This window comes from Paenibacillus antibioticophila (assembly GCF_000455265.1).
Taxonomy (GTDB): domain Bacteria; phylum Bacillota; class Bacilli; order Paenibacillales; family Paenibacillaceae; genus Fontibacillus; species Fontibacillus antibioticophila.
On record NZ_HG005141.1, the window covers coordinates 19,990 to 43,579 of the forward strand.

Annotated in this window: 18 protein-coding genes and 2 pseudogenes; 1 reads left to right on the forward strand and 19 read right to left on the reverse strand. The window is 36.9% G+C overall.

The features are described from left to right. Nucleotides 1–695: 695 nt before the first annotated feature. From TX85_RS17365 to TX85_RS17425, 16 genes and pseudogenes are all read right to left on the reverse strand, one after another. Nucleotides 696–1,691: an acyltransferase family protein gene (locus TX85_RS17365; RefSeq protein WP_044480938.1), complete on the reverse strand. Its 996-nt coding sequence runs from the start codon at nt 1,689–1,691 to the stop codon at nt 696–698. A gap of 61 nt (nt 1,692–1,752) precedes the next feature. Continuing rightward, a complete protein-coding gene (locus tag TX85_RS28220; protein ID WP_081671796.1) occupies nt 1,753–2,265 on the reverse strand; it encodes a NosD domain-containing protein in 513 nt (170 codons plus the stop codon). Continuing rightward, nucleotides 2,184–2,633, reverse strand: a pseudogene (locus tag TX85_RS28225) (right-handed parallel beta-helix repeat-containing protein); the annotation flags it as partial. The pseudogene TX85_RS28225 and the gene TX85_RS28220, both read right to left, overlap by 82 nt. Nucleotides 2,634–2,691: 58 nt before the next feature. Continuing rightward, nucleotides 2,692–2,862, reverse strand: coding sequence for a glycosyl hydrolase family 28-related protein (locus TX85_RS28230; RefSeq protein ID WP_148444381.1), 171 nt, complete (start codon nt 2,860–2,862; stop codon nt 2,692–2,694). A 31-nt stretch (nt 2,863–2,893) separates the two neighbouring features. Beyond that, nucleotides 2,894–3,847, reverse strand: a complete 954-nt coding sequence (locus TX85_RS17370) for a glycosyltransferase family 2 protein (protein WP_233500787.1) — start codon at nt 3,845–3,847, stop codon at nt 2,894–2,896. Between the two features lie 91 nt (nt 3,848–3,938). Then, a complete protein-coding gene (gene rfbD, locus TX85_RS17375) occupies nt 3,939–4,805 on the reverse strand; it encodes a dTDP-4-dehydrorhamnose reductase (RefSeq protein WP_044480939.1) in 867 nt (288 codons plus the stop codon). After that, nucleotides 4,802–5,827 carry a dTDP-glucose 4,6-dehydratase gene (gene rfbB, locus TX85_RS17380; RefSeq protein ID WP_044480940.1) on the reverse strand — a complete coding sequence of 342 codons (1,026 nt, stop codon included), beginning with the start codon at nt 5,825–5,827 and terminating at the stop codon, nt 4,802–4,804. The genes rfbD and rfbB overlap by 4 nt, the downstream gene beginning before the upstream one ends. A 12-nt stretch (nt 5,828–5,839) precedes the next feature. Continuing rightward, nucleotides 5,840–6,388 (reverse strand): dTDP-4-dehydrorhamnose 3,5-epimerase, encoded by a 549-nt coding sequence (gene rfbC, locus TX85_RS17385; RefSeq protein WP_044480942.1) that lies wholly within the window; start codon nt 6,386–6,388, stop codon nt 5,840–5,842. Nucleotides 6,389–6,407: 19 nt separating this feature from the next. After that, nucleotides 6,408–7,151, reverse strand: coding sequence for a sugar phosphate nucleotidyltransferase (locus TX85_RS17390; RefSeq protein WP_044480944.1), 744 nt, complete (start codon nt 7,149–7,151; stop codon nt 6,408–6,410). After that, nucleotides 7,148–7,960: a glycosyltransferase family 2 protein gene (locus TX85_RS17395; protein WP_044480945.1), complete on the reverse strand. Its 813-nt coding sequence runs from the start codon at nt 7,958–7,960 to the stop codon at nt 7,148–7,150. Before TX85_RS17395 ends, TX85_RS17390 begins: the two co-directional genes overlap by 4 nt. A 20-nt stretch (nt 7,961–7,980) precedes the next feature. Then, the gene (locus TX85_RS17400; protein ID WP_044480946.1) at nt 7,981–8,793 is read right to left on the reverse strand and encodes a sugar phosphate isomerase/epimerase family protein; all 813 of its coding nucleotides are present in this window, start codon (nt 8,791–8,793) and stop codon (nt 7,981–7,983) included. Further along, nucleotides 8,790–9,569 (reverse strand): NAD-dependent epimerase/dehydratase family protein, encoded by a 780-nt coding sequence (locus tag TX85_RS17405; protein WP_044480947.1) that lies wholly within the window; start codon nt 9,567–9,569, stop codon nt 8,790–8,792. The genes TX85_RS17400 and TX85_RS17405 overlap by 4 nt, the downstream gene beginning before the upstream one ends. A gap of 11 nt (nt 9,570–9,580) precedes the next feature. Next, nucleotides 9,581–10,555 carry a glycosyltransferase gene (locus TX85_RS17410; protein ID WP_044480948.1) on the reverse strand — a complete coding sequence of 325 codons (975 nt, stop codon included), beginning with the start codon at nt 10,553–10,555 and terminating at the stop codon, nt 9,581–9,583. After that, complete coding sequence (locus TX85_RS17415; protein ID WP_044480949.1) at nt 10,552–11,664, reverse strand: FAD-dependent oxidoreductase; 1,113 nt, start codon at nt 11,662–11,664, stop codon at nt 10,552–10,554. The genes TX85_RS17410 and TX85_RS17415 overlap by 4 nt, the downstream gene beginning before the upstream one ends. A gap of 37 nt (nt 11,665–11,701) precedes the next feature. Continuing rightward, nucleotides 11,702–12,052 (reverse strand): DMT family transporter, encoded by a 351-nt coding sequence (locus TX85_RS17420; RefSeq protein WP_044480950.1) that lies wholly within the window; start codon nt 12,050–12,052, stop codon nt 11,702–11,704. 87 nt (nt 12,053–12,139) lie between these two features. Next, nucleotides 12,140–14,368, reverse strand: a complete 2,229-nt coding sequence (locus tag TX85_RS17425; RefSeq protein WP_148444382.1) for a hypothetical protein — start codon at nt 14,366–14,368, stop codon at nt 12,140–12,142. A 159-nt stretch (nt 14,369–14,527) separates the two neighbouring features. On the opposite strand from TX85_RS17425, the pseudogene TX85_RS25990 reads away from it, so the two are divergent. Then, nucleotides 14,528–14,659: pseudogene (locus tag TX85_RS25990) on the forward strand (transposase); the annotation flags it as partial. A 222-nt stretch (nt 14,660–14,881) separates the two neighbouring features. Here the strand turns inward: TX85_RS25990 and TX85_RS17430 are convergent. The 3 genes from TX85_RS17430 to TX85_RS25445 all read right to left on the reverse strand — a co-directional run bounded on the left by TX85_RS17430 (nt 14,882) and on the right by TX85_RS25445 (nt 23,573). Beyond that, the gene (locus tag TX85_RS17430; RefSeq protein ID WP_044480953.1) at nt 14,882–17,920 is read right to left on the reverse strand and encodes a hypothetical protein; all 3,039 of its coding nucleotides are present in this window, start codon (nt 17,918–17,920) and stop codon (nt 14,882–14,884) included. Nucleotides 17,921–18,233: 313 nt separating this feature from the next. Next, nucleotides 18,234–19,538, reverse strand: a complete 1,305-nt coding sequence (locus tag TX85_RS17435; protein WP_044480954.1) for a UDP-glucose dehydrogenase family protein — start codon at nt 19,536–19,538, stop codon at nt 18,234–18,236. A gap of 42 nt (nt 19,539–19,580) precedes the next feature. Then, nucleotides 19,581–23,573 carry a glycosyltransferase family protein gene (locus TX85_RS25445; RefSeq protein ID WP_049895028.1) on the reverse strand — a complete coding sequence of 1,331 codons (3,993 nt, stop codon included), beginning with the start codon at nt 23,571–23,573 and terminating at the stop codon, nt 19,581–19,583. Nucleotides 23,574–23,590: the final 17 nt, after the last annotated feature.

A 23,590-nucleotide genomic window follows, 5' to 3' on the forward strand; every position in this document is an offset into this window, starting at 1 on the left:
GGCTTGGAGGATGATTATTCGAAATAGTGCCTCCTCGAAGCGCCATCGGTATGCTGGAAAAAGAGAATCAAAAATTCCACCTAGGTCAATCAAAAATGAAGGGATTCATCGAGGAAGAAAGGATAGTCGAAGAGTTCCGAAAGAAGGGAGTAAATAAAGTGGCTCAGAAAATAGAAAGCAAAATGAAGAGGTCAAGGAACGTGGTAAGAGAATCGATGTTCTTAGTTTAAAAAAAGAAATGGGATTGCATGTTGTAGGAAGAGTTGAATAGAAAGAGCGCAACAGTCCCTTATGCTTGTTGCGCTCTTTCTTCCGTTTATCGGACATATCCATAAATGCTGAATATCAATATTTATGGGCAATAATAAAGATAAATCTCTACAACTGCGCATTAATTCTAAAACGATATGAGGGAGGATTATGATCGCCAGAGAGGCGTTAGCTTAACTCATGACTTCCTTCAGGTTTTCCGTATTTTAGAGAGACTGAAGGGATCAGATGAAGTAGCTTTTCAGGCAATGTAGCAACTGGTTGAAGAAAACCTAGAATTGCAACAAAACTCTTCGTACAGTTCCGGGTCTAAAGTAATGTTGTATCTGGACGTAGCCAATCCCCCAACCTATGGTAACATTGTCCAATATGTAGGTATGAAGATCAATACACACTAATACAAACTAGTGCGCAGTTTCGTCCAACTATGAAATATTACTTTTTGCTAAAATTCTTTTCAAGCTTCCAGTTACTTTATCAGAAGCCTTTTGTAAGTAAATCGAAATAATAAGTATTACAATACACGTCAATAAAAACAATGTGTAAGTTTCTGTTGTGCTCAGTTCCTTACCTTTAAATCGACCTAGAAAATGATATATTATCACATGATGCGTCAAAAATATGGCAAATGAATATTTGCTTATTACGGAAATTATTCTTTGTATGTTATCCCACTTAATAAAGTTTGAAATGAATACCAATACAAAGAACAACGATATTCCGCTTAGCGTTAATTCATACATATGATTAATATTTACATCAAAAAAGAGCAGTATCACGCTAATAATTAGGGCTGGAATAAAATGATATATTTTCACTTTCTTTATATACTGAATAAAGTACATACCGACGAGCATGTCCGGTACTCTCATTATAAAATTACGCCCCATATTCATCTTAAACGGATAAAAGTTCACCAATCCAAAATACAATACAACTACGCAAATTAATAGAATCAAAGGCTTTTCAATTACTAATTTTCTCAGCAAAGGAAAACAAACATAAAGAAGTATTATACATCCCAAAAACCACTCACCTAAAATATAAAATCCGGGTATCCAATAATTCAAATAACCATCCATCCCAACGAGAGTTAAAATTAAATTTACCTTAGGGGCTGTAAATACAATGCCTTTATTAAGATAAAAGTAATATAAAAACGCTGCTACATAGGCTATCCAAAACATAGGATAAATTCCTAAGAAACGTTTTATGAAGAACTCTTTAGCTGAAAAGTTTTGGGTATAGGTGTACATTAGTGCCGCACCTGAGATTATGAAAAATAAAGAAACGCCAATATCACCAAGATTTACGTTTGAAAAATACTGAATGAAAATAGGCATTGCAAAGTGAAATACAACTATTGAAACTACCGAGACCGCGCGAATGAAGTCCAAGTAAAAAAGTCTATCTTTCTTCATTTTACACCCCCACGACCTAGTATAAGATTCGCCTTACTTTTACACAAGACATTCTATGTCCTTATACAACTATATTGTTAGCATTAACATTGTTTGTACCTACCATAGCAATAGCAAGCACTGAATTATTCCTAAACACATTACCCGTTACACACCAATAATCAGCGTTGTTTACAGTCTCTAACGGTCGTCCGGTGTTGTCGACTATAGTATTCCCAGTACAAGATATGCTCGTACATCCTGTGCCGGTATCCGTGGCATAAATCCTTCTATTTCCACAGCCATTTACCTGATTATTGGATATTACTCCCTTAATACAAGTCTGTACTCTTATCCCTGTTCCCGCTGCTTTGATGTTATTGCCGTTCGCTATGAAGTGGGTGCATCTGTCAATAAGCACTCCTGATCCATTAGTGGTCGATAGGACAGAATTGTTGTTGACCTTAACATTAGTATGGTTGACAACAAGTATCCCGTGTGTGGTTGCTACAACTATAATGTTGTCAGATATAACAGAGTCGAAACCGGCACCGTCCGATGCAACCCATAAAGAGATCCCGTTATACCGTCGGATGCAGTGTTTTCGGTTGTATTATTAGAAATAATGACTCCCGATGATGTATCAATTAAGTTAATTGCTGATGCTAAGGTACTGTAGGCATGGTTGTTATCAATGTGTACGTTGGTAGCTTGACCTACACCAATGCCATTTCTACTGCAAGAGTATACAGTGTTATGCAGAATTTTTATATCGTCTCCTAGGGCATAAATCCCATCGAGACCAACATCGTGAACTTTACAGTTGGAAATAGTTATATTTTTAGTTCCCGTAAGGGATAAGCCGATTCCGTGATTTGTTACTGTCTTGTTCGTTTTATTTCCGTCTATCTCTATGGAGTCTATGCAAATATATGCACCAGATACTTGAATCACTGCCCCTGATGTATTCGCGACCTGTTTAAAAGAAAATCCATTTGTTCCGAATAAACATTACTTTTCACTAACAGTGTTGTGACCATATAAATGCCGGAGGGTCCCGAAACTGTGCCTCCACCAGATGCATTAGCCGCATCAATGGTGTTTGAATTGCTAATGTATCATCGGTTACCCCGTCACCAACGGCACCATAATCTTTTATGTCAAACCATCGATTATTCGCTTTTTCTGCCAACTGCGCATCATCATTAGACTACTTCATTTAATCACACGTTATTTTGTCTTCTTCCTTGAATCCACTTCCGCTTCTCCTTTAATTCCGGAAGCCGCTTGCGGAAATCAAGCCAAGCGCCGAGAACCTTCGGTTCTCTTAATAGCATATAGCCATGAACGGCTATTTCGTAGGCCAGCAAAGGTAGAAGCTGCTTCTTCCATGCTGAAGGACGCAGATTTTTATACATCATCTTGTAGCGATTGATGAAGGAACAACGGCGAATGAACAAAGGCTGCTGCTTGCGACTCCCCTTTTTCCAGCCGCGTTTATGATAACCAACAGCCTCTGCGCAGTAATATGACTTAAAACCTAACAACCTTCCTCGCCAAGCGACATCCACGTCCTCTTTATAGGCAAAAAAATCATCGTCAAAAAATTGACCCTGAACGGAGATGGCTTCAATCATCGTTCTTGAGTACATGGCCGCAGCACCCGACACACCGAATACATCCCCGGACAGCTTCCAGTTAGACGCTGATTCGCCTGCTCCCCGATCAAAGGCTCTCCAGATCCGGTTCATGACAAGTCCTGTAGAGTCGATGATTTCCGGATGACTCTGGAATACCAGCATGCCTGTGGCACTTCCGATTCCTTGATCCTTGTTCATGATACTTACAAGATACTCCACATAAGTTGGAGTGAGAATCACATCCGGGTTAAGGATTAGCATATAATCCGCTCTGGACAATCGTACTGCCTGATTATGAGCCGGGGCGAAGCCTACATTCTTCCTATTGGGAATCACTAAGATCTCCTTGCCTGAATGAGTGCGCATCGCCTCAGTGCGTTCAAGCGTATCATCCCCGGAATCATTATCGACAAGAATAATTTGCTCCACTGGATAAGTTTGCTGGATTACAGCCTCCAGACAGGATTCTATATCTTTGCTGCTATTATAAGTCACGATATGTACGCTGACAGTTGCAGTCATGGCGGCTCCCTTCATACACAAAAAATAAAGGAGCACCTCTTATTCAGCGCCCCGTACGTTAATGATACTCATGTTTTTATATCAAAGTTCATTATATCAAACTGCACTATTTCTTCAAATACTGCTGCAAAAAGTCTTGCAGCCCCTCCTGCCACGATCTCAAATCCTTAAATCCGCTATTTCGAATGGATAAATGCTCCATGACTGAATTCGCCGGCCTAGGAGCAGGGAGCGGAAACTCCTCCGTCGTGCAGGGAATGAGTCTTGCCTTTAGGGGGCGATTCAAAATTTCTGCAGCCTCGGCAAAAATCTCCGAAGCGAACTCATACCATGTGCATGTATCTGAGTTGGAAGCATGATAGATGCCGTATTGCTCCGTTGCGATCAACTGTAGCAGAAACTCAGACAAGTCTGGTGTGTACGTCGGCGATCCTTTCTGATCATGGACAACCTTCATTTCATCACGTTCTTGCCCCAGTCTAAGCATCGTTTTAACAAAGTTATGCCCATGCAGACCAAATACCCAGGATGTTCTTACAATAAAATAGCGTGAGGATAAGGTCTGAACAAGCTGTTCTCCTGCTCGTTTGGATTTTCCGTATATAGTCTGCGGGTTCGTATCGTCATACTCGCGGTAAGGCGAGTCAGAACGCCCATCAAACACATAATCCGTACTAATATAGCAAAACTTGGCCCCAATCCGTTCACTCGCTACGACCATATTCCGCGTCCCCGTAGCATTTACAGCATAGGCGGCTCCCACCTCTGTTTCCGCCCGGTCCACGGCTGTGTAGGCTGCACAGTGAATTACAGCTTCCGGCCGAAATTGTTGAATGAAGGATTGACAGGCAGCCGCATTAGTAATGTCTAATGTATCTCGATCTGAAGCAATGACTTCATGACCACTATGCTTCAAATGTGCTACAACATCCGTCCCCAATTGGCCTGAAGCCCCTGTAACCAGCACTTTCATGCCAGATCACCATCAAGGCGTTCGCCGTATTGCTTCGCATAATAGTCCTGATAAGCCCCGCTCTGAGTCCGTGTCCACCAGTCTTTATTTTCCAAATACCAGCGAATCGTTTCCTGAATTCCCGTCTCGAAGGAGTACTTCGGCTTCCAGCCAAGCTCCTGTATCATCTTCGTCGGATCGATTCCATATCGGCGGTCATGGCCTGGGCGGTCTTGCACATGCTTAATCAGGGAATCTGGCTTACCAAGTTGCTTCAGAATCGTTCTTACAATATGCAGATTCGTTCTTTCGTTATTTCCGCCAATATTATACACTTCTCCATTGCGCCCATTATGGATTACGAGGTCAATAGCACTGCAGTGATCCTCCACGTAAAGCCAGTCGCGAATGTTTAACCCATCACCATACACTGGAAGCGCCTCGTCGGCAAGCGCCTTGGAAATCATTAATGGAATTAACTTCTCCGGAAATTGGTAAGGTCCATAATTGTTTGAGCAACGCGTAATGTTTACTGGTAAACCAAAAGTCTCATGATAGGCACGGACTAGCAAATCTCCACCAGCTTTGCTGGCAGAGTAAGGGCTATTCGGTTGAAGCGGAGTCTCTTCCGTAAATAATCCAGTTTCTCCTAATGTCCCATATACTTCATCTGTTGATACCTGAACAAACTTTTCAACATTATGCTTGCGAGCAGCCTCCAAGAGTACTTGAGTGCCTAGCACATTGGTTTTCACAAAAACATCTGGCTCAAGTATGCTCCGGTCTACATGCGATTCAGCTGCAAAATTGACGATCACATCAACATCTTGGCCCATTAGTTCTTCCATAGCCTTGGCGTCTGTAATATCCGCCTTCACAAAGGTATGATTCGGATTGTCTTCCACTGACTTCAGATTCTCTAGGTTTCCGGCATAAGTAAGTGCATCCACGTTTACAATTTGATAGTCGGGATGTTGGCGGAGCATATATAATATAAAGTTACTGCCGATAAAACCGGCACCGCCTGTTACAAGCAGCTTCATTTATAAGTCCCCCTAATCAAAATTAATCTCCGCATCAGCGAATGTCGGATGGAGCCTGTCTTTATCCGAAAGTAGCGGCTCACTTATCGGCCAGTCGATTCCCAGAGCCGGATCATTCCATAGTATGCCGCGGTCGTGTTCAGGGGAATAATATTCGTCCACTTTGTATAGAACTTGGGTGTTTGGAGCAAGTGTGCAAAATGCGTGTGCAAACCCCTTTGGAACCAGAAGTTGGCGTTTGTTGTACTCACTAAGGATAACCCCTACCCATTGGCCGAATGTAGGCGAACTTTTGCGAAGGTCGAGGATGACGTCGTAAATTGCTCCGGTTAAAACACGAATCAGTTTTGTCTGAGCTTTCGGGTTCAATTGATAATGCAAGCCGCGCAATACTCCCGGTTCAGCGGATAAAGAGTGATTATCCTGAATGAAGTTATACTTCAGTCCAAGTGAATGCATGACTTCCTCATTGTAACTCTCCATAAAAAAACCCCGGTGATCCCCATGTACTACCGGTTCAAGCAATGCAGCCCCTTCTAACTTAAACGAAGTGAGTTTCATTGACAAGTATCCTCCCTATCTAAAGCTTAAGTTTCCCAAACTCTTCCCCAAATACGATATCCTTTGCGAGTTCGTTAGCACGCGCTAGAGAAGTATGTGTTCCTGCATCGGTCCACCAGCCTTGGAGAACACCAAAACTAAGCTCTCCACGTTCAATATATGCATTGTTGACGTCGGTGATTTCCAATTCTCCCCGTTTAGAAGGTTTTAGAGATTTTATGATCTCAAAGACTTTGTGGTCAAACATGTAAATACCTGTTACGGCATAGTTAGACCTAGGGCTCTGTGGTTTTTCTTCAATTGATATAATTCGGTCTCCTTCAAGTGCAGGAACTCCGAAACGATTTGGATCAGGAACCTCTTGAATAAGTATTTTCGCTCCTGTACGCTGATTCTTGAAATTAACGACGTATGAAGAAATATCATCTGCAAATACATTATCACCCAGGATAACAACCATCTGATCATCACCCACAAAATGTTCAGCCAAGCCTAAAGCCTGCGCAATCCCTCCAGCTTCATCCTGGACTTTATAAGTAAAGAAAACCCCCATTTCACTGCCACTTCCAAGAAGATTCACGACATCCCCCATATGATCTTTTCCGGTAACTACGAGAATATCGGCAATTCCTGCCCGCTTAAGCTTACTAACGGAGTGGAAAATCATAGGATATTTACCTACTGGCAGTAAGTGCTTATTTGTTACTTTCGTTAATGGGTACAGCCGTGAGCCCGTCCCGCCTGCTAGTATTATTCCTTTCATTGCTCCTCCTTAATAAAGCCACTATTTATTAACTTCACATCATACTTCTTGAAAAATAAGCTGCACAAAATTTTGATAAGTAACCAATTCCCACGAAGTGGGCTAATTTTGGTAGGTACTTTACCTTTAGGATAAGAACGAGTAACAGGAATCTCAATTACCTTATATCCCAATTTTGGAGCCTTAACAGATAAATATGCCAATAATTCATAGGTATCAAACACATCTCGGAACGGCTGCAGTCTATGATCCTGTAAAAAATCAATTGAATGGCCTCTAAATCCATTCGTTGTATCAGTATAACGAAATCTAGCCATCAGAGAGATGAATGGAGCATGTATTAGCTTAATCGCCAGTTTGCGTGACAATGGGGTATTAATTTCTTTACCCCCTGGAACGTAACGTGAGCCTTGAATAAAATCATAACCTTCATCCAGTTTTTTTATGAAGTCGGGGATCGATTCAACGCTGTCTTTATTGTTTCCATCAACAGTTACAATTCCTTTATAACCCTCTTCAAGAGCATAAGCAAACCCCATCCTTAATTGAGCGCTTAATTTTCCTTTATCTTGTTTTGTTAGTAATGCTCTAACCCGGTTTTCCAGCAAAACATGTTCATTAAGGGAACCATCTGTGCTTCCACCGTCAAGTATAATGATATCAATTTCATTTGATAGTTGTTTTAATTTCTCTAATTGTTTTTGAATTTTTGATCCTTCATTTATTACTGGAATACATACACAATAATCATGTGCTTTTGGTCTTAACTCCTTCAAGTTGTAATTTGGAACTTCCCAATTCGATCTCATAATAACAAGTTCGCTCCTTACTATATATAGGTCTCCAATGCATAGGTTAGAGCCTTCTCAACACTATCAAGATTGTTTGGAAGTAAGTTGTTCTTCATTTCAATGGAGACATAATTTTCATACCCTAAAGCTTTCAATGCCCGCGATATTTGTTTATGATCAGTCGCTCCCGATCCAACCAAATTTAAGTATGGCTCACTAATATGAAAATGTTGCAGATAAGGCGTGCTACGTTCAATACTCAAGTAAATATCCTCTTCATTTATCGCCATTGCTCCTGCATCCAAGTGAAGCCGAAATCCAGGATTGCCTACCTCATGTACTAGCGATATTGCTTCTTCCGTATTGGTAATAAAGTCACACCCATACTGCTTAGGATTAGCCTCAATACAGAAAGTGACTCCTGACCTTTCCGCAACAGTTCCCAATTCATTGAAAAAAGGAACTGCAATCTCCATTTGCTCTCTATAGGAAAGTGACCCGGCAATTCTATTTTTAGGGGACCCAAAAACAAGTGAATCAACACCTAATTTCCCTGCTAAGGAGATAATTCCCGATAAATAAAGTAACATCATCTGGCGGGATTCCTCCGAAGCAAACAAATTTAAATGGCTTTGCCCAAATAGTAGGGATTGCATTGCGACAAAACTAATTCCTTTAGAAAGCCATTCATTTTTCAAAGTCTCTACTTCTAGATCCGATATCTCTAATGGCCGTTCCCAAAATTTCGTAGGAGCAATTTCTATTTCTTCAAGCCCCATCTTTTTTAACAACGGAATAACCAGTTCATTTTCTTCCGTATCCCAGGCAATATTGGAAATCGACATTCTCATAGATGTTTCCTCTCTTCTAAAATGAACGAGCGAATTTCACCTAATATTTCTTCTTTTGAAGACATATACCCATTAGGAGCGTCAGGGTTAAATAAATGAGCAAATTTACTCTTCATGTTATAACGAACCGGTGATTTTCCCGTCTCGTTTGTGAATGTCGTGCCAATTGACTGGTATGCAATTTCTTTAGGGGTAACCGGTTCTGTTGCAAAATTAACGAGCGATAGTTTATGATTGAAAGCAATTTGAACATCGTTCCAAAGTCGATCCATATTATAAAATTGGAATTCGCTCTGAAAATGGGTAAGATGTAGGGCATTATTATGAATAATATCGTAAATAAAATTCTTCTTTAACCCCTTACCAAATAAACCAGGCAGGCGAATAATCAAGTTGTCCTTGAAGTTTTCCTGAACAAACCTTTCCAAGTAGAATCTATGTTTTCCATAAGGCTCTGTAAGTTCAGGATCAATAATCGTGGTCTCATCCACCTCGACTGGATTCCTGTATACATCTACGGTTGAGATTAATACAAAGTTATTCACTTTAACATTTTTTAATGCGCCCATTAATTTTTCGATATTGTCCAAGTCTTCAACTGGGGCTTGATTAGCTTTCCATTTCACAGCAGGTGCTGCAGCGCAAACAATAAGATCATACTCTTTCCCTTTGATAGCTTCTATATTCTTAGAGTTATATAGATCGTCAAAATGCGTCTGTGATAGTAGTGTCGAACCAACATAACCTGTGAAGCCAAGCAAACACCGTTTATTCATTCCGATCCCCCCTATTGATTTGAAACGTGATTCCGATCTTTGATTAATTCGAGACGCGGCTTCTTCTCTTTATACATTTCTACCGATTTTGTACTATAAAATGGTCGGTTTTGGATTTCAATCAGAATTCGAGAGGTATATTCTCCGATAACACCACCTATAAAGAACAAGCCAGCAAAGCCGAGAGAAATCAATATCATTAATGTAGTCCAGCCCTGAACTACCGATTGATTAAAAAAGTAATTATATAGAGCATACCCCCCCATAAACAAAGAAAATACGAAGAATATGCCCGTTAAAAGATGTGCGGTTCTTAAACCAAAATGAGAGAATGAAACTAACGCATCCATAGCTAATGAAACATTTTCACGATTAACTCTTCTACTTGGAGTTTTACTTATAGCATTGTACTGATGTAAAGTTTTTGAATAACCCGTCAATTCATAGAGAGCTTTTCGATATCTAACCTTTTCTTTCAAATTCAGCATTGCATTCAATGCTCTACGAGTTACCAAGCGTACTGACTCTGTAGATAAAGATAGGTTTAAATAAGAAACTCTATTCAACACCTTGTAAAACAACCTTGATTTCCAACTAGCCTGTCCGGATGAAGCTGCAACGATATCAAAGCCTTTTGACGTTGAAATTTTAAACATCTCATATAACATTTCCATATCGAAGTCCACTGAAAGAGATTCCACTTCAAAAACAAAATCTCCCATCGATCTGTTTAATCCGGCCATCATGGCGTGTTCAACACCATGCTTCCTCGATAGGTTGATAATTGTCGTATCTCCGTGCATGTCCTGAATTACATTATGCGCTTCTTCTAATGTATTATCTTCACTAAAATCATTGACTAAGATGATTTCAAAATTTTTAAAATGACTCATCATCGCTCGATCGACATCAACTAATGCTTGAGCAATTTCACGCTCGTTGTTTTGTGCATAAAGAACAACCGAAACAAACACTTGTTCTTTCATAGTACTTCCTCCAAATCGTAAATAGTATTAAATTTTCCGGAGAATACTGACAAAAATCGTGGAGTTTCTGAAAACTCCTTGATTACCGTGGGGCGTGAATCATCAAGTTCTGAAGCACTAATCAAAGCTTTTACGGCAAAAAGTGATCCTTTATAAGTCACTTCTATTTCTGGAATTAAATATTTTTTGGAAAGTTGGTGCATTCTTGTCCAAGCCGATTGCGGTCTAGCAACACAAACATTACAGTTATACAACTGATTTGCGGAGCACTTATCCGTATACTGTTGGCAAGTGAATTCCGGCAGTGACCCAAACGATGATTCATGCGGCGTATGTCCAACTGAAGTTAACGAGTGATAGCCGCTTTCTCCAAAAGGCATAAGAGAGAAGAAAGGCCCATCCATAACTGTAATACCCACGTCTCTAATATTATTAGTTACGTGAGTCATGATAACTTCACAAATTTCATATTTTGTAGTAAACATTTCATAGTCAAATTTCTTTAAGATTTGATTAATGCTCGCATATGTTGCATTTAAAATATTTGAAGTAACGCATGTTGATCCATCAACAAATTGAAGAATAAATTCCGATTCATTTTTTTGAACGCTAACGAGTTTTTTATTATAATTTAATGATACATTTTTAAATTCACCCAATTCCTTAGTATACCAATTGCGAATAAGATTGGCATCGTAACTATATTCCAAAGTTTCAAACGTTGCTTCAACTGTACCCGGATTAAAATAAGACTTGCTATTAATTTCATCAGCAGGAATATCAACGTATTGGCAAAAATTCAAAAATTGTTCCGCATTCGTTAAGGAATCATTAGCTGAAATTGCATAAACTTTTTTGAAGCGATCGTTGATCGCAAAGGAAAAATCACGAACAAATCTTTCGTAATAATGAGCTGATTTCACAGCAGTTGACACGCTACGAGGATAGTGATATCCATTATGGACTCTTGCTTGATTGATATAACTGGCTCTTTGCAAAGGTTTATCATCAAACTCTATGACTGCAACCTTCATATCTTTGTTCGCTAACAAGTGTGCCGCATAAAGACCATATATGCCTGCTCCAAAAATCACATAATCATATCTCAAAAAAAGTCATTTCCTTTCATCAATTCTTAATAGTATCTCAGTAGAAGATAATTATGGTTCCTGCTATTAAAAACAATAATCCTAAAATTTTGTAAGCAGTTAATGGTTCATGGAACACCAAAACGGATACTGTCACAATCCCCATAGTAGTTAAAGCCTGGGAAACAGGAGAAACTCTCCCCAACTCCCCCTTAGATAAAGCAAAAATGTAAAATACAAAGCTAATACCATACATAAACGCCCCAGACCATAAATAAGGTGAAGATACCATTTTTGTAATTGTGTGAAGATTAATTCCATCAAGGTTAATAAGGTTAATTCCATGTTTTAAAGCAATTTGTGCAGCGATGTTAAAAACCATGGCTAGTAGTAACAGTACAATTAACATTTAATTCTCCTACATTCGACATATTATTTATACTATCATTATTTTCAATGTCATCAAACACCAAATATTACGCATCATATTTAAAAGCTACAATAATTCAAAAAGATCAATATTTCCCTCCAATGGTTGATTTATATGGACGTGTATCCAATTTGAATCTTTAATCTCTAATTTCTCTATTGAATAAGTTATTCCATTGATATTAATATTTTTTGTATTTTTCAAACTTAGTTGAGTATTCATTGTATTTTCAAATAATAAAATTGTCTTATTTCCTCGATTAATACCATTCTCCCAGTTCGCATCAGTAAAACCAGAAAGATTAACCACTTCCTTATCATAAGCATTTTTAAGTCGATCATCTTTCAGCATTTTCTCTTCAACAATTCTATAGTCTACTCTATCGTTAAACAGTTGATTTACAGTTATTTGATCAACAACCAAATTAGTCAAGTCTACTGGATAAGAAGTAATTTTCACTATACCTTCTCCATTGATAATTCGTACTGGTAATGCATAGTTATTATGTTGTTCCGGAATATTATATCCTCCTTCACCCTCATCATTCCAACCATCTGAGATATTAACAATTTTTCTTATTCCGAATCCCTTCCATCTTTTCTCGTTCCAATGACTCGAATAATTAATCGTAATATCGGCTACGGCATTAGTGATTTGGGGGACCGTTTTCACATGAATCTCCACAGTACTATTATTTACTTGTTGTACTTTTACATCTTTTACTGCTGTATCTAAAGTTAAATCTTTATTTGTTTTTTCCCATAAAACATTGTATTCCGTAACTGCAATGGGTTCATAACTCCCCAAAAACTCTCTGTAAAAATACCAATTCTCCCGTTTAACCCAGTATTCCCAATTCGTGAAATCTTCTCGAATCGTTGTAATATATTCAGGATTAGTCTCGTGAAAACTCTTTAGATACTTTTCTCTATATTGGTCACCTAAAACATGAATAATATAATCAATTCCTGAGGGTTGAAATTTATTTGACATTACATCAAGTGCAGAAGAGTAAGTTGAGAATAATTCCCCATCTTTCACAAAATACTTCGAAAGTAGTTGAAGTGATTCTCCATAACGTGACAAACTCCCTCCAAGCTCCTTAACGTAAACTCCTCTGCTTGTATCTAATTGATTAATTGAACTTCCAAGCCTTGGGACTAACACTAGTAGGATCGTAATTGGAATAATTATTTTTATATATGCTGATAATTTCTTGTTAACAAAAGAAGATATTTTTAGATGATTAACTATTAATGAGAAGACCGAAATATAAAAGACCATATAAAAGGGAATAAATTGGCCTCCTTTTAAGCTACCTACAGCGTAAGCATATCCAGCTATAAGAGTGCTTAGCATAACTAATAATAATAAAGTATCCCTTTTTGAAGCCGTGCCTTTTCTGATCTTAAATGAAAGAAAGAGCGAAAATAAAAAACCGCAGATAATTTCAAAATTTATAGGCAAATCAGACAATACCAAAAATTTACTCGAAGCATTTCTTTCATAGTACCAAAATTGGTCTTTTGCTACTCCTAAGAAATTATAATCTATCCAATTAGGTAGGTTTCCTAATGTTAATAAGGAACCCAAAAACACTACTCCTATAAATATAAATAATACATATAATAAAAGTTGTTTCAGAAAGACTGTATTCCACTGCATTTTTTTTATCACGAAAATATAACTTATTGTTAGACATACACTTATTCCGTAATCATTAGTCCATAATAAACATATACCTGATAGTAATCCCAATAAAATAATATGTGTCGATTCTTTACTTAATATATTTCCTCTTTTTCTTTTATTTATCAAAAGCATAACCAGTGCTATTAAAAAAGGTAAAAACGCCCTCTGCATTCTTAATGAAACACCAGGCAAAGCATAGTTTAGAAAATTAAATTTTTCAAAAAAAACATGGAGATTCAACGGATCCTTAAAGCCTAATCCAAAAGCCGTTATAAAAAAAGTAAGAAGTAAAGCAATACTACTTTTAATACGATTTAATTTAAATACGACAAATATAGCTACTGAAAACATTATTGCAGTTATCGAATTAGTAATAAATAAGCTATTCGTAAAACTATCACCAAATAGCAACAAAAATAATGAATTTATATATAATGGGCCAAATCCTAAGTAAAAATAAAAATCTTTAAATGGAATTTGACCTTCCAAGAGACGCCTAAGCCCGTTATATGTTTGAAAGTCGCCGTTAATTGGTACAAAATCGGCAAGGTATATTCTCTTTATTCCTGTTAAAAGACATAGACATATAATTAAAATAACCATAACTAAGTTAAATATAGTATTTAGTGATATATTTTTTTTCACGTATATCCCCTTAACGACTTTGGTTTATTTATCTAAATAGATGAACCCGAGGTAAAGGCTAGTATGGACGCCTATAATCGCTTCCACGATAAGTTTCTCCTGGCAGCGTAATCCGAAGGGAAAAATTCCATGATTTTAGACAACAGTCGCATTCATCATACCACCGGGTTACAGCTTTTTCTTAAAGAACATCCAAATCTGCACTTGGTCTTTCTACCGTCATATAGTCCAACACTGAACCTAACCGACTGACTTTGTGTGTAACTTAAACCCGATGAGGGCAATGATGATTTTTTTGAGATATTCTTTATGCTTCATGTCGACCAGTTTACAAAGCAAATCAATAAGCATACGATGGATACTACCGATTGACCAAGTTTAATCTTAATTACGTTTTATACATTCTCTTTCACCATAAACCGTTTATTTTGAGGATCTTCCTATTAATGTAATAGCAAGATCCTCATTTTGCTAATGTACAAGATTATAAAATTGAACTGATTTCACTTTAAACTTAGCCCTTCCTAGTCCATCCAAATCCAATCTAAATTTGGTGATATTTTGATTTAGCCAATACGGTGAGGAACCAAGTGGCAGCAAAACAGCCCCATTGTGTAAATCAAACTTGAATGACCTTTCCTCAGAAAAATTACCTTCTTCTGCAAAGAAAACTTGACCTCTTATAGACCCTGTCGTCGACCCACTTATTTCAATATCTATAAGCGCAAATTCATGAACCGCTCCGTTTATCCCTTTATTAAAGTTCCATTCAATATAGGGGTCTTTACCAGTTGCCTCATTCCATTGCTCACTTGTTACCGACAGATCATGTAAAGAAACTTGCTTCATGGAACTTTCGACTAAATTAAATCTTTCTTGCATATATTTAAAGCTGTTCCCCCATGCAATTGGTATTTTCCTTAGTTCAGTAATATGAAAGACTTTTGCCAAGTTATTAGAATAATCTCTCTCCGAGTCTCCCAAACTAAGTTCATCATAACGATCTGGCCGTATCATAAACTGAAAATTATTTTTCTCATAATAGACATACTCATTATCCAACAACCACTTATATAGTCTATATGATCGTATCGAGGCCGGACCTCCATCTAGACGTGTTGCTGGACCAATAAAAGCAATCGGAGGGTTATTTTTTTCAACTTGACCGATCACTTTGGACTGCATCGAATAATTTGCTGACACATAATCAGCGGAATATAAGCTAGGTACAGGTTTGTTGACATAATAGTACAACGCCGAGCGATTAGTTAAATCAAAATAGGTTTCGTCGTCTTTCAATAAGCTGTTAATAGTATCTTTAAAACTGACAATTTCGTTTAACTTTTCTTTATCAATAAAGATTGTACCTAAGTTAGGTAAACCAATATCACTACCATCTACAAAGATTGTACTATTAGGGACTTTAATAGTCTCAATAGCTCTAGAAGGAAGTTTTTCAAATTGATAAAAAGAGAATGCAGATCTATAACCAATAATAACTGCTATGATAGCGATAAACATCCACTTATTAAATAATCGTCGACTTACGATCAACATGAAGAAAAGTAGGGTTCCAAAACTAAGCAAAGATAGAACGCCTGGTCTACTTATACTCCCAGTATCAATCCTTCCAAAACTGTATGGAATCAGAAATAGAATTAGTAAAATCCCACCTAAAGATAAGTAGTAAATTTGAAAACGCTGGCTAAAATCAATCTCCTCACTATTATTTGAGGAGTGAAATTTTAGAATTACATAGGTCAACAAAACAAAACATAGAATTGTCGGGCCTGATCTAATCATTTGCCAAAAAATCCAATTAAACAACTCAGAATCAAACCAATTTGGAAACCATTTTGGAACAATCTTACCTTCAAACATACTAATCCCATAGGCCAATGTATTCGTGCTACTATTATCTAATAAAAACTTTATGAGTTGAAGCATGTAGGGTAACAGTAAAGTAACGGCAAGCACATGAAATATAACAAGAGAAAAGATTGTTATTTTACTTGATCTCCATAGTTGTACAATTTTCTTTGTAGAAAATAGTCTCACTAACATATATATCGCAAAAGGTAAAGTAGCTAGCGTCAGAGCAGGTCCAAAATTAGGACTATAGAAACAGTGAATTAGTGAGAGCCAACTCCATGTTAAAAACCAGCTTAGTGGGTTTCTAATAAGTTTTCTATTCAATAATATGAGGAATACCGGAAAGATTAGGGTGCTCCTATCCAAAACTGGGTACGCCAGTAGGCTAAACAGCATTCCCCAGGCACTTCCAAAAACATTACATACAATTCCTGTAGTAATAACTCCAAATAAAACAACAATAAACATGGCTGCCATAGGAAATGAAGAGGACGTACCTTCAAAAAACAAGTTGTTGACCCCGCCATATAGCAAACCAAGCAATCCTTGGACAGACACAAATTCACTATAAGAGTGTTGGTTAAATTGAATGATTTGTTGCCAGGGTAATATTATTTCTCCAAAATGAAAGTCATCTCTAAGAAGAGAAGAAAAAGCTGGTGTTCTATATGATAAAAAGCATGAAGTAGCCAAAGCGGTTGGCCATAATACTAACTTGTCTACTCTAAACTCCGTGCAACGATTTTTTTTAAACTTTATAATGCAATACCAAATAAAAAACAAAGTAAGTCCCCAAACAAAAAACTTGGTATATATTGGAATGTTCATTTCTATTATTTTATTACCCTGTTGATAAACATCATTTATTACAATCAATAGTAACAACGGTATTGGAATTTGAATAAAATACGTAAATTTAAATATTTTATTCATATCTACTTTTTTTAGAACAGCATACACAAAAAATAGAATCCCAACAACTATTGTAAAAGATACTATCCAAAGCGCCTTTTTGGGATGATTGATGAAACTCAAAGGGAAGCATTGCTTAATAAAAACTAATATTGCATTTCCAGATAAATATAGAAAAATGGTGTTTACAAGCGCTAAGGATAACACTGTGGTAAGAGGGCCAATACTCGTATCTTTACTTTTATTGACCACAAATTTATAAAGAAAAGCCAATAAAAGCATGGCAAGTGATAACGTGGTTATAAAACCAAACTTAGTATAGTCCCCAGTAAATAACCATATCGATACAGAATAGATGAAACCAACTACGATTACATTGAATATCCAGCCAAAAGGAGGCTCATCATCAATCACACTGATTTTATTTGTTTTAGAACCAAAAATCTTATTAAACATAAATAGAAACGGAAAGAGAAAGAATAAAAATAAAGATAAGAAAGTGTAAATAAGAAAATAGTCCGAACTCTTGTAAAAATTAATCCAGGTAATATGTCCAACAATAATATCGGTATAGCTTTCACTTTTATTTTTCATGAAAAACCATAGTATAATAGAAAGTAATGATGAACATATAATACTAGAAAAGATGCTCAAAACGAGTGATTTTGTAGTCGTAGTGTTCTTAATGAACGATAATAAATTTGATAGTTTTATTCTTAATTTCAATCAAAGACCTCCAAATATCAAATTAATATTAATCTTAGATTCTACTTCCACTTTTCACGTTCTGCTAAAAATCAGAACACTGTCAAATTTATACAAATTAAAGTGATGCATTAATTGTAATTATGAAAACTCTGCATAGGGTAGCCACAGTACCCAAAAAAATACGTGTTCTTCAGAAATAAGGTTCAAGAACACGTTTGAAAATTCCTTACACGATTTATGTCATAATAATATAATAAAGGACAAATTCTTAGACGGTTGTTACTTAAAAGTCAAAATAAACCTCCTTATCGCCTCCACAAAGGCACTAAGGTCACTTACGAATTTTCTTTCTACCAATACCTATATAAACTCCCCCTTCATCCTCACACAAGTCCAGGCAGTTTCTTCCGTCAATAACTACGCTCGTCTTCATTAACTTAATAAGTTCGGGCCAGTCTTGATCAACGATTTCTTTCCACTCAGTGACGATAATAACGGCATCCGCTTCAATTATTGCATTTTCAACAGAGGAACAATATTCAACTTGATCCGGCAACAATTCTCTTGCTTCCCTCATTGAAATTGGATCATATGTTCTAACTTCAATATTTCCATTTGCAAGGTTATACAATTCGTTAATGATCTTTATAGAAGGAGCTTCCCGAAGATCATTCGTATTTGGTTTAAAGGACAACCCAAGTACAGCTATAGTTTTGCCTGAAAGATCAGAATAAATCTCCTGCAACTTCTCTGTAACTCTTAAATATTGTTTCCTGTTAACATTCACGACTTCTTTCATAATGGTAAAATCGTGGCCTACTTGGTCAGCGATGTTTATAAGTCCAAGAGTATCCTTTGGAAAACATGCACCGCCGAACCCTATTCCTGCATTTAAAAATTTATTACCGATCCTACTATCACTTCCAATACCTTTAGCAACTTCCAGAACATCGGCACCAACCTTTTCAGCCAAATTTGCTATTTCGTTTATAAACGAAATCTTCATGGCTAGAAAAGAATTGGCTGCGTATTTTATTAATTCTGCACTCGGAATATCCGTTACTTGTATAGGTATTCCAAATGGTTGGTGAACTTGCAATAACATATCTTTTGCCTTTTCTGAATCTACTCCAATTACAATTCTTTCTCCATTTAAAACATCTTTAACCGCAGAGCCTTCCCTTAAAAATTCGGGAACGGAAGCCATGTCAAACGGGATTGGAGTCAGTTTCTGTATAATTCCTCTTACCTTCTCTGCAGAACCCACTGGAACCGTACTTTTGTTAACAATAACCTTATAGTCTTTAATAACCCTTCCTATTTTTTCAGCAACTTCTTCAACAAAAGACATATCTACACTTCCATCCGAAAGCGAGGGAGTTCCAACAGCAATCATAATTATATCTGAGGAATTAACTGCCGCTTCAATATCCGTAGTAAAGGATAAGTTGCCTCTTAATCTGTTTTTTTCAATTAACTCCTGTAATCCGGGTTCATAAATGGGGCAGTGATTTGCTTGAAGTTCATCTATTTTTTCTTCGTCAATATCGGCACAAATCACTTTGTGTCCCATTTCCGAATAACAAGTTCCAGAAGTTAGTCCAACGTAACCTGTACCTATCATTGTAATATTCATGGCTTCCTCCAAAAATCATGGTTACTAATTATTTGTCCAATCTTAGAGCCGTGCATTTATAATCTCCAAAAACCTAGCAACACGTTGTTTATACGTATGTTTCTCAAGAACTATTTGTGCTCCTTTTTTAGCCTTGTCTTTTCTATGTTCAGGATGGGATAAATAATATTCAACGAGTTCTTTCAGTTCCTCTGGTGTATTGTAAGTTACGATGCTGTCTCCGAATTCCTTTTCAAGCCCCCGGACCTTATCCGAAATAATAAAAGCCTCAGTTGCTAGCGCGTCAAATATTCGATTAGAAATGAAACCTTTATCTCTCATCTCATCCCAATGATCGTTTAATAATATATCTGAGGATCCATAGTAATTATACAATTCTGTGTTGGATATGTGTTTCCCTTTAATGTATTTCGAATCAACAAACGCTTCCCAATTAGTTCCATAGATACTCAAATCTCTATCTGTGGGCAACAAGTCTTTAATAATTTTCCTGAATATTTTACGAGAATTACCAACAAACAAAACTTCCTTTTTATACTGCTCAACATGCTGATTCTCAGGGATTCTGAATATTTCCGGATCCGTGCATTGAAGCATTGCTTCCACCGGTACATTGAGCATACTTTTCATTTGTTCGGCCCAATATTCTGATGAAATGAAGACGTAATCGTAAGCGTTCATCTCGTCGGTAGTGATTTTATCCGGATGTGAGATATTCCACATTATATTAAAATGGTGCTTTTTAGGTTTGTAAGCATTTAATCCTCTAAGCACAATAACAATATTACAGTTCTCATCTTCTCCATTATCCCATTCATACAACAACTGGATGATAACTCTGTGGCCTAGAGCTTCAAATTGCCGCTTCAATCCCAAGGCCATATGGTAGTCTCCCCATTCATGTACCGTCTCCCATTTTGGTGCAGCTATTTTAATAGCGATCCGGTGGTTAGCAACAAAAGAAGATAGAATACCTTTTAACTCAATGGCCCTGTGCTGGTAAGTATGATTGTTTAGAACTATATTTTGGAGGCTTTGCACCTTCTCTTGTCTTGCTTCTTCATTCGAAAGGTAATAGTTCACGATACTTTCAAGTTCATCGGAACTTGTGAAAACCGGAAGTTCACCATCAAAAGCATCTTGGGAACCTAAACCTCCGTTGGTAATCACTAATGCTCCGGCAGCGATGGCGTCGAAAACCCTACTATTTACCGCCCCATACGGTTTTGTGACTCGATTAGCGTCATCAATAACTATCTTAGTGGACTTATATATATTGGGCATTTTATCGTAAGGTACAAATCCATAATGATATGGTTTGAATTCACTAATAGAATCCCAGTTTTTCCCGTAAATATGAAGTTTATAGTTTATATTTTGCGGCTTTAATAAATCCATGATCTCACGGGCGTCATTCCAGTAGCTTCCAGTGAAACAATAATCGCATAGCATTTCTTGCTCCCGAGTTCCCTGTAAGAACCTATCTGCGTTTGTCGCTATTCTCAATAATTCAACCTTCCGCCCGGTCTTCTCTTGAACCAAGTCACATGCTATTTTACTGGAGGCCAACAATATATCATATTCATTAAAATTAGGTTTCTCTGCCCACCGTTCAAACCAATTTCTCATCCAAGCAATTTTAATCAAATTAGGATTACCTGAACGCACCTTTGCCGGGTCGTATGCATCCAGTAAAGAAACAAGCACATCAACATCCTCGCTTATTACATACCAATTACCATTCCCTTTTCTAGGGATATACTCAACTTCCCAACCTATCTTATTTAAGCTTTGACCTAATTCAAGCGCAGTAAAATAATCACCTGCTGTGACGTTGTCCCCACATTCAGTTACAATCATTGCGACTTTTAGCGATTCTTTTGAAATTATAAAATTATGGTTTAACTTATCCAGGAATAGCTCTCTATTTATCCATTTATTCCATTTTTTATATAGAAGATTTCTGTTTGCAATTCTTCTGTCCCTAAGTTCGTGTCTAGAATTTTCTTTTTGTGTTCCAAATTCATAATGAAACAGGACGGAAGTCGGACAGTAAATATTTTTGAATCCTGCCGAAAGAACCTTTAAACCAAAATCAACATCTTCATAACCATAAACGTAACCTTCATCTAATCCTTGTAAATCCATATACAGATTTTTTCTAACCAACAAGCATGCAGCTGTTACTGCTGCACATTCTTGTTGTTCCATTACTTCGGTTGAATCATAGGCCACTCCCTTATTTAGATTATATGGCTGCAGCAATCCATCTTTTCTTTGAAAGGCAATACCCGTATGTTGAATAGTTAATTCAAAAGGCTTATTCATGCTCCCTTCAGGCTGTATGGAATAAATTAGTCTCGAACCACAGGTGCCTACCAAAGGATTCTGCTGCATGCATCTAACTAATTCAGAAAGCCACCCTTTCGTCGGCTCTACATCGTTATTCATTAATAACAAATATTCACCATTAGCAGCCTTAGCTGCCTGGTTATTGGCTTCAGAAAAGCTCGCATTATATTCATTTTTAATGATTTTTATATTAAAATGATTTGAATACCCATTTATAACCTCCACTGATTTATCTGTAGAATTATTGTCTACCACAATAAACTCTATATTTTTGTATTCATTATATTTTAAAATCGAACTAAGAAGTCTTGCTAAGTGTTTTTGGCCATTTCGATTTATTACGATTATTGAGACAAGTGGGGGAGTTCCTGGAAGTAGCCAATCAATGTTTTCTTGTTTGTCTATGATTTCTTGGTATAATCTTCTGGGATCAGCATTTTTTGCAGGAGTAGATACTATCTCCCGATCAAGTTTCTTTTTTAAATCCACCGAACGATTTTTGTCAATTCTCATTTTCCTTTTTCTGAATCCATGCAAAAGCAATTTAGCAATCCTAACAGGCATCAAAAAGGTGTTTTTAGATGGCTTTAATCCTGAGACGATAATGTCTCCAAGTCTGTATCTAATAGAATTCAGGTGAATTGCTGCAGTATTTTCGGCTCTTTTTAAAGAAGATAATAAATTTGAATTCTTCTCATTCAGTCTAACTATATCAAGTTGTAATTTTTCAACAATTTTATTAGTCTGCTTTAATTCGTTTTCTAAATTCCTTTGAGATTCTTGTAATTGACTCCTTTCCAAATTATATTGTTCTAAGTTCAATTTATATTTTTGCTCCTCAATTTCACGCTCGAGATTTTCATTGAGAATTTGTAGTTTTCTATTGAGATCTTGAATATCTTTAATTGAATAATTTAGACCATCAATCATTTTTCTTTTATTCTCAACATCCATCAATTGTTCAATCCGGCTTTTCTCCGCAGCTTCCAGCAGTTCATAAACCCAGTTTTCATTTTGAAAAAGAGGTAATGTCTCACTTGTACCAAATGTCAGTATTCCCAACCCGTGGAATACAGGAATTTTATAGAAGTTAACAACTAGATCGGTCTCGCTAATGAAATCCTCAATTGCAGTTAAAATACCGTTTTTAGGGTTGTTTTCATATATAGAATTAAAAAGGTGGCTATTAAACCCCTCGTCGGATAAATTTAAATCATATGGTAGGACCCCGCTCTTTTTGTAGGCCTGTCTATATGCAATAGGAATATTATCGGGATTATAATATAAATCTCTTCTACCATAAGGCCAGCCGATATCGTGTAGAAAAACGATCGGGCTACTATTTCTATTCTTGATATTATCCTCAATTATTTTAAGTTCATTAAACACAGTATACCAATTATGATCGCCATCAATTAATACAGCATCGTATTCTTTAATAAGGGGGAGAACAGACAGACTTAAACCGGAATAAAAGGAAAGGTAACCTTCGTACTCCAGCTTCCATTCATCAATATTTTTAGGAGTCAAGGGGTCGATACAAACCAAATGCCCTTCGTTCTCTTTGCAATAATTCAAAATCTTAACTGTATTTTTTCCACTTTGAGTTCCTATTTCAACTATATTTTTTACACTTTTATCCTCAAACACGGGCTTAATAATAGCATTCCAAAACCTATTCATTATTTACCTCCTGCTTT

Excerpts from the sequence above, each read along its gene's own strand:
- TX85_RS17390 (WP_044480944.1), bottom strand. The coding sequence starts at position 7,151 with ATGAAAGGAATAATACTAGCAGGCGGGACGGGCTCACGGCTGTACCCA.
- TX85_RS17400 (WP_044480946.1), bottom strand. The coding sequence starts at position 8,793 with ATGAGAATGTCGATTTCCAATATTGCCTGGGATACGGAAGAAAATGAA.
- TX85_RS25445 (WP_049895028.1), bottom strand. The coding sequence starts at position 23,573 with ATGAATAGGTTTTGGAATGCTATTATTAAGCCCGTGTTTGAGGATAAA.
- TX85_RS17365 (WP_044480938.1), bottom strand. The coding sequence starts at position 1,691 with ATGAAGAAAGATAGACTTTTTTACTTGGACTTCATTCGCGCGGTCTCG.
- rfbB (WP_044480940.1), bottom strand. The coding sequence starts at position 5,827 with ATGAAGCTGCTTGTAACAGGCGGTGCCGGTTTTATCGGCAGTAACTTT.
- rfbD (WP_044480939.1), bottom strand. The coding sequence starts at position 4,805 with ATGAAAGTGCTGGTTACAGGGGCTTCAGGCCAATTGGGGACGGATGTT.
- TX85_RS17425 (WP_148444382.1), bottom strand. The coding sequence starts at position 14,368 with ATGGTTATTTTAATTATATGTCTATGTCTTTTAACAGGAATAAAGAGA.
- TX85_RS17370 (WP_233500787.1), bottom strand. The coding sequence starts at position 3,847 with ATGAAGGGAGCCGCCATGACTGCAACTGTCAGCGTACATATCGTGACT.
- rfbC (WP_044480942.1), bottom strand. The coding sequence starts at position 6,388 with ATGAAACTCACTTCGTTTAAGTTAGAAGGGGCTGCATTGCTTGAACCG.
- TX85_RS17395 (WP_044480945.1), bottom strand. The coding sequence starts at position 7,960 with ATGAGATCGAATTGGGAAGTTCCAAATTACAACTTGAAGGAGTTAAGA.
- TX85_RS17420 (WP_044480950.1), bottom strand. The coding sequence starts at position 12,052 with ATGTTAATTGTACTGTTACTACTAGCCATGGTTTTTAACATCGCTGCA.
- TX85_RS17405 (WP_044480947.1), bottom strand. The coding sequence starts at position 9,569 with ATGAATAAACGGTGTTTGCTTGGCTTCACAGGTTATGTTGGTTCGACA.
- TX85_RS17410 (WP_044480948.1), bottom strand. The coding sequence starts at position 10,555 with ATGAAAGAACAAGTGTTTGTTTCGGTTGTTCTTTATGCACAAAACAAC.
- TX85_RS17435 (WP_044480954.1), bottom strand. The coding sequence starts at position 19,538 with ATGAATATTACAATGATAGGTACAGGTTACGTTGGACTAACTTCTGGA.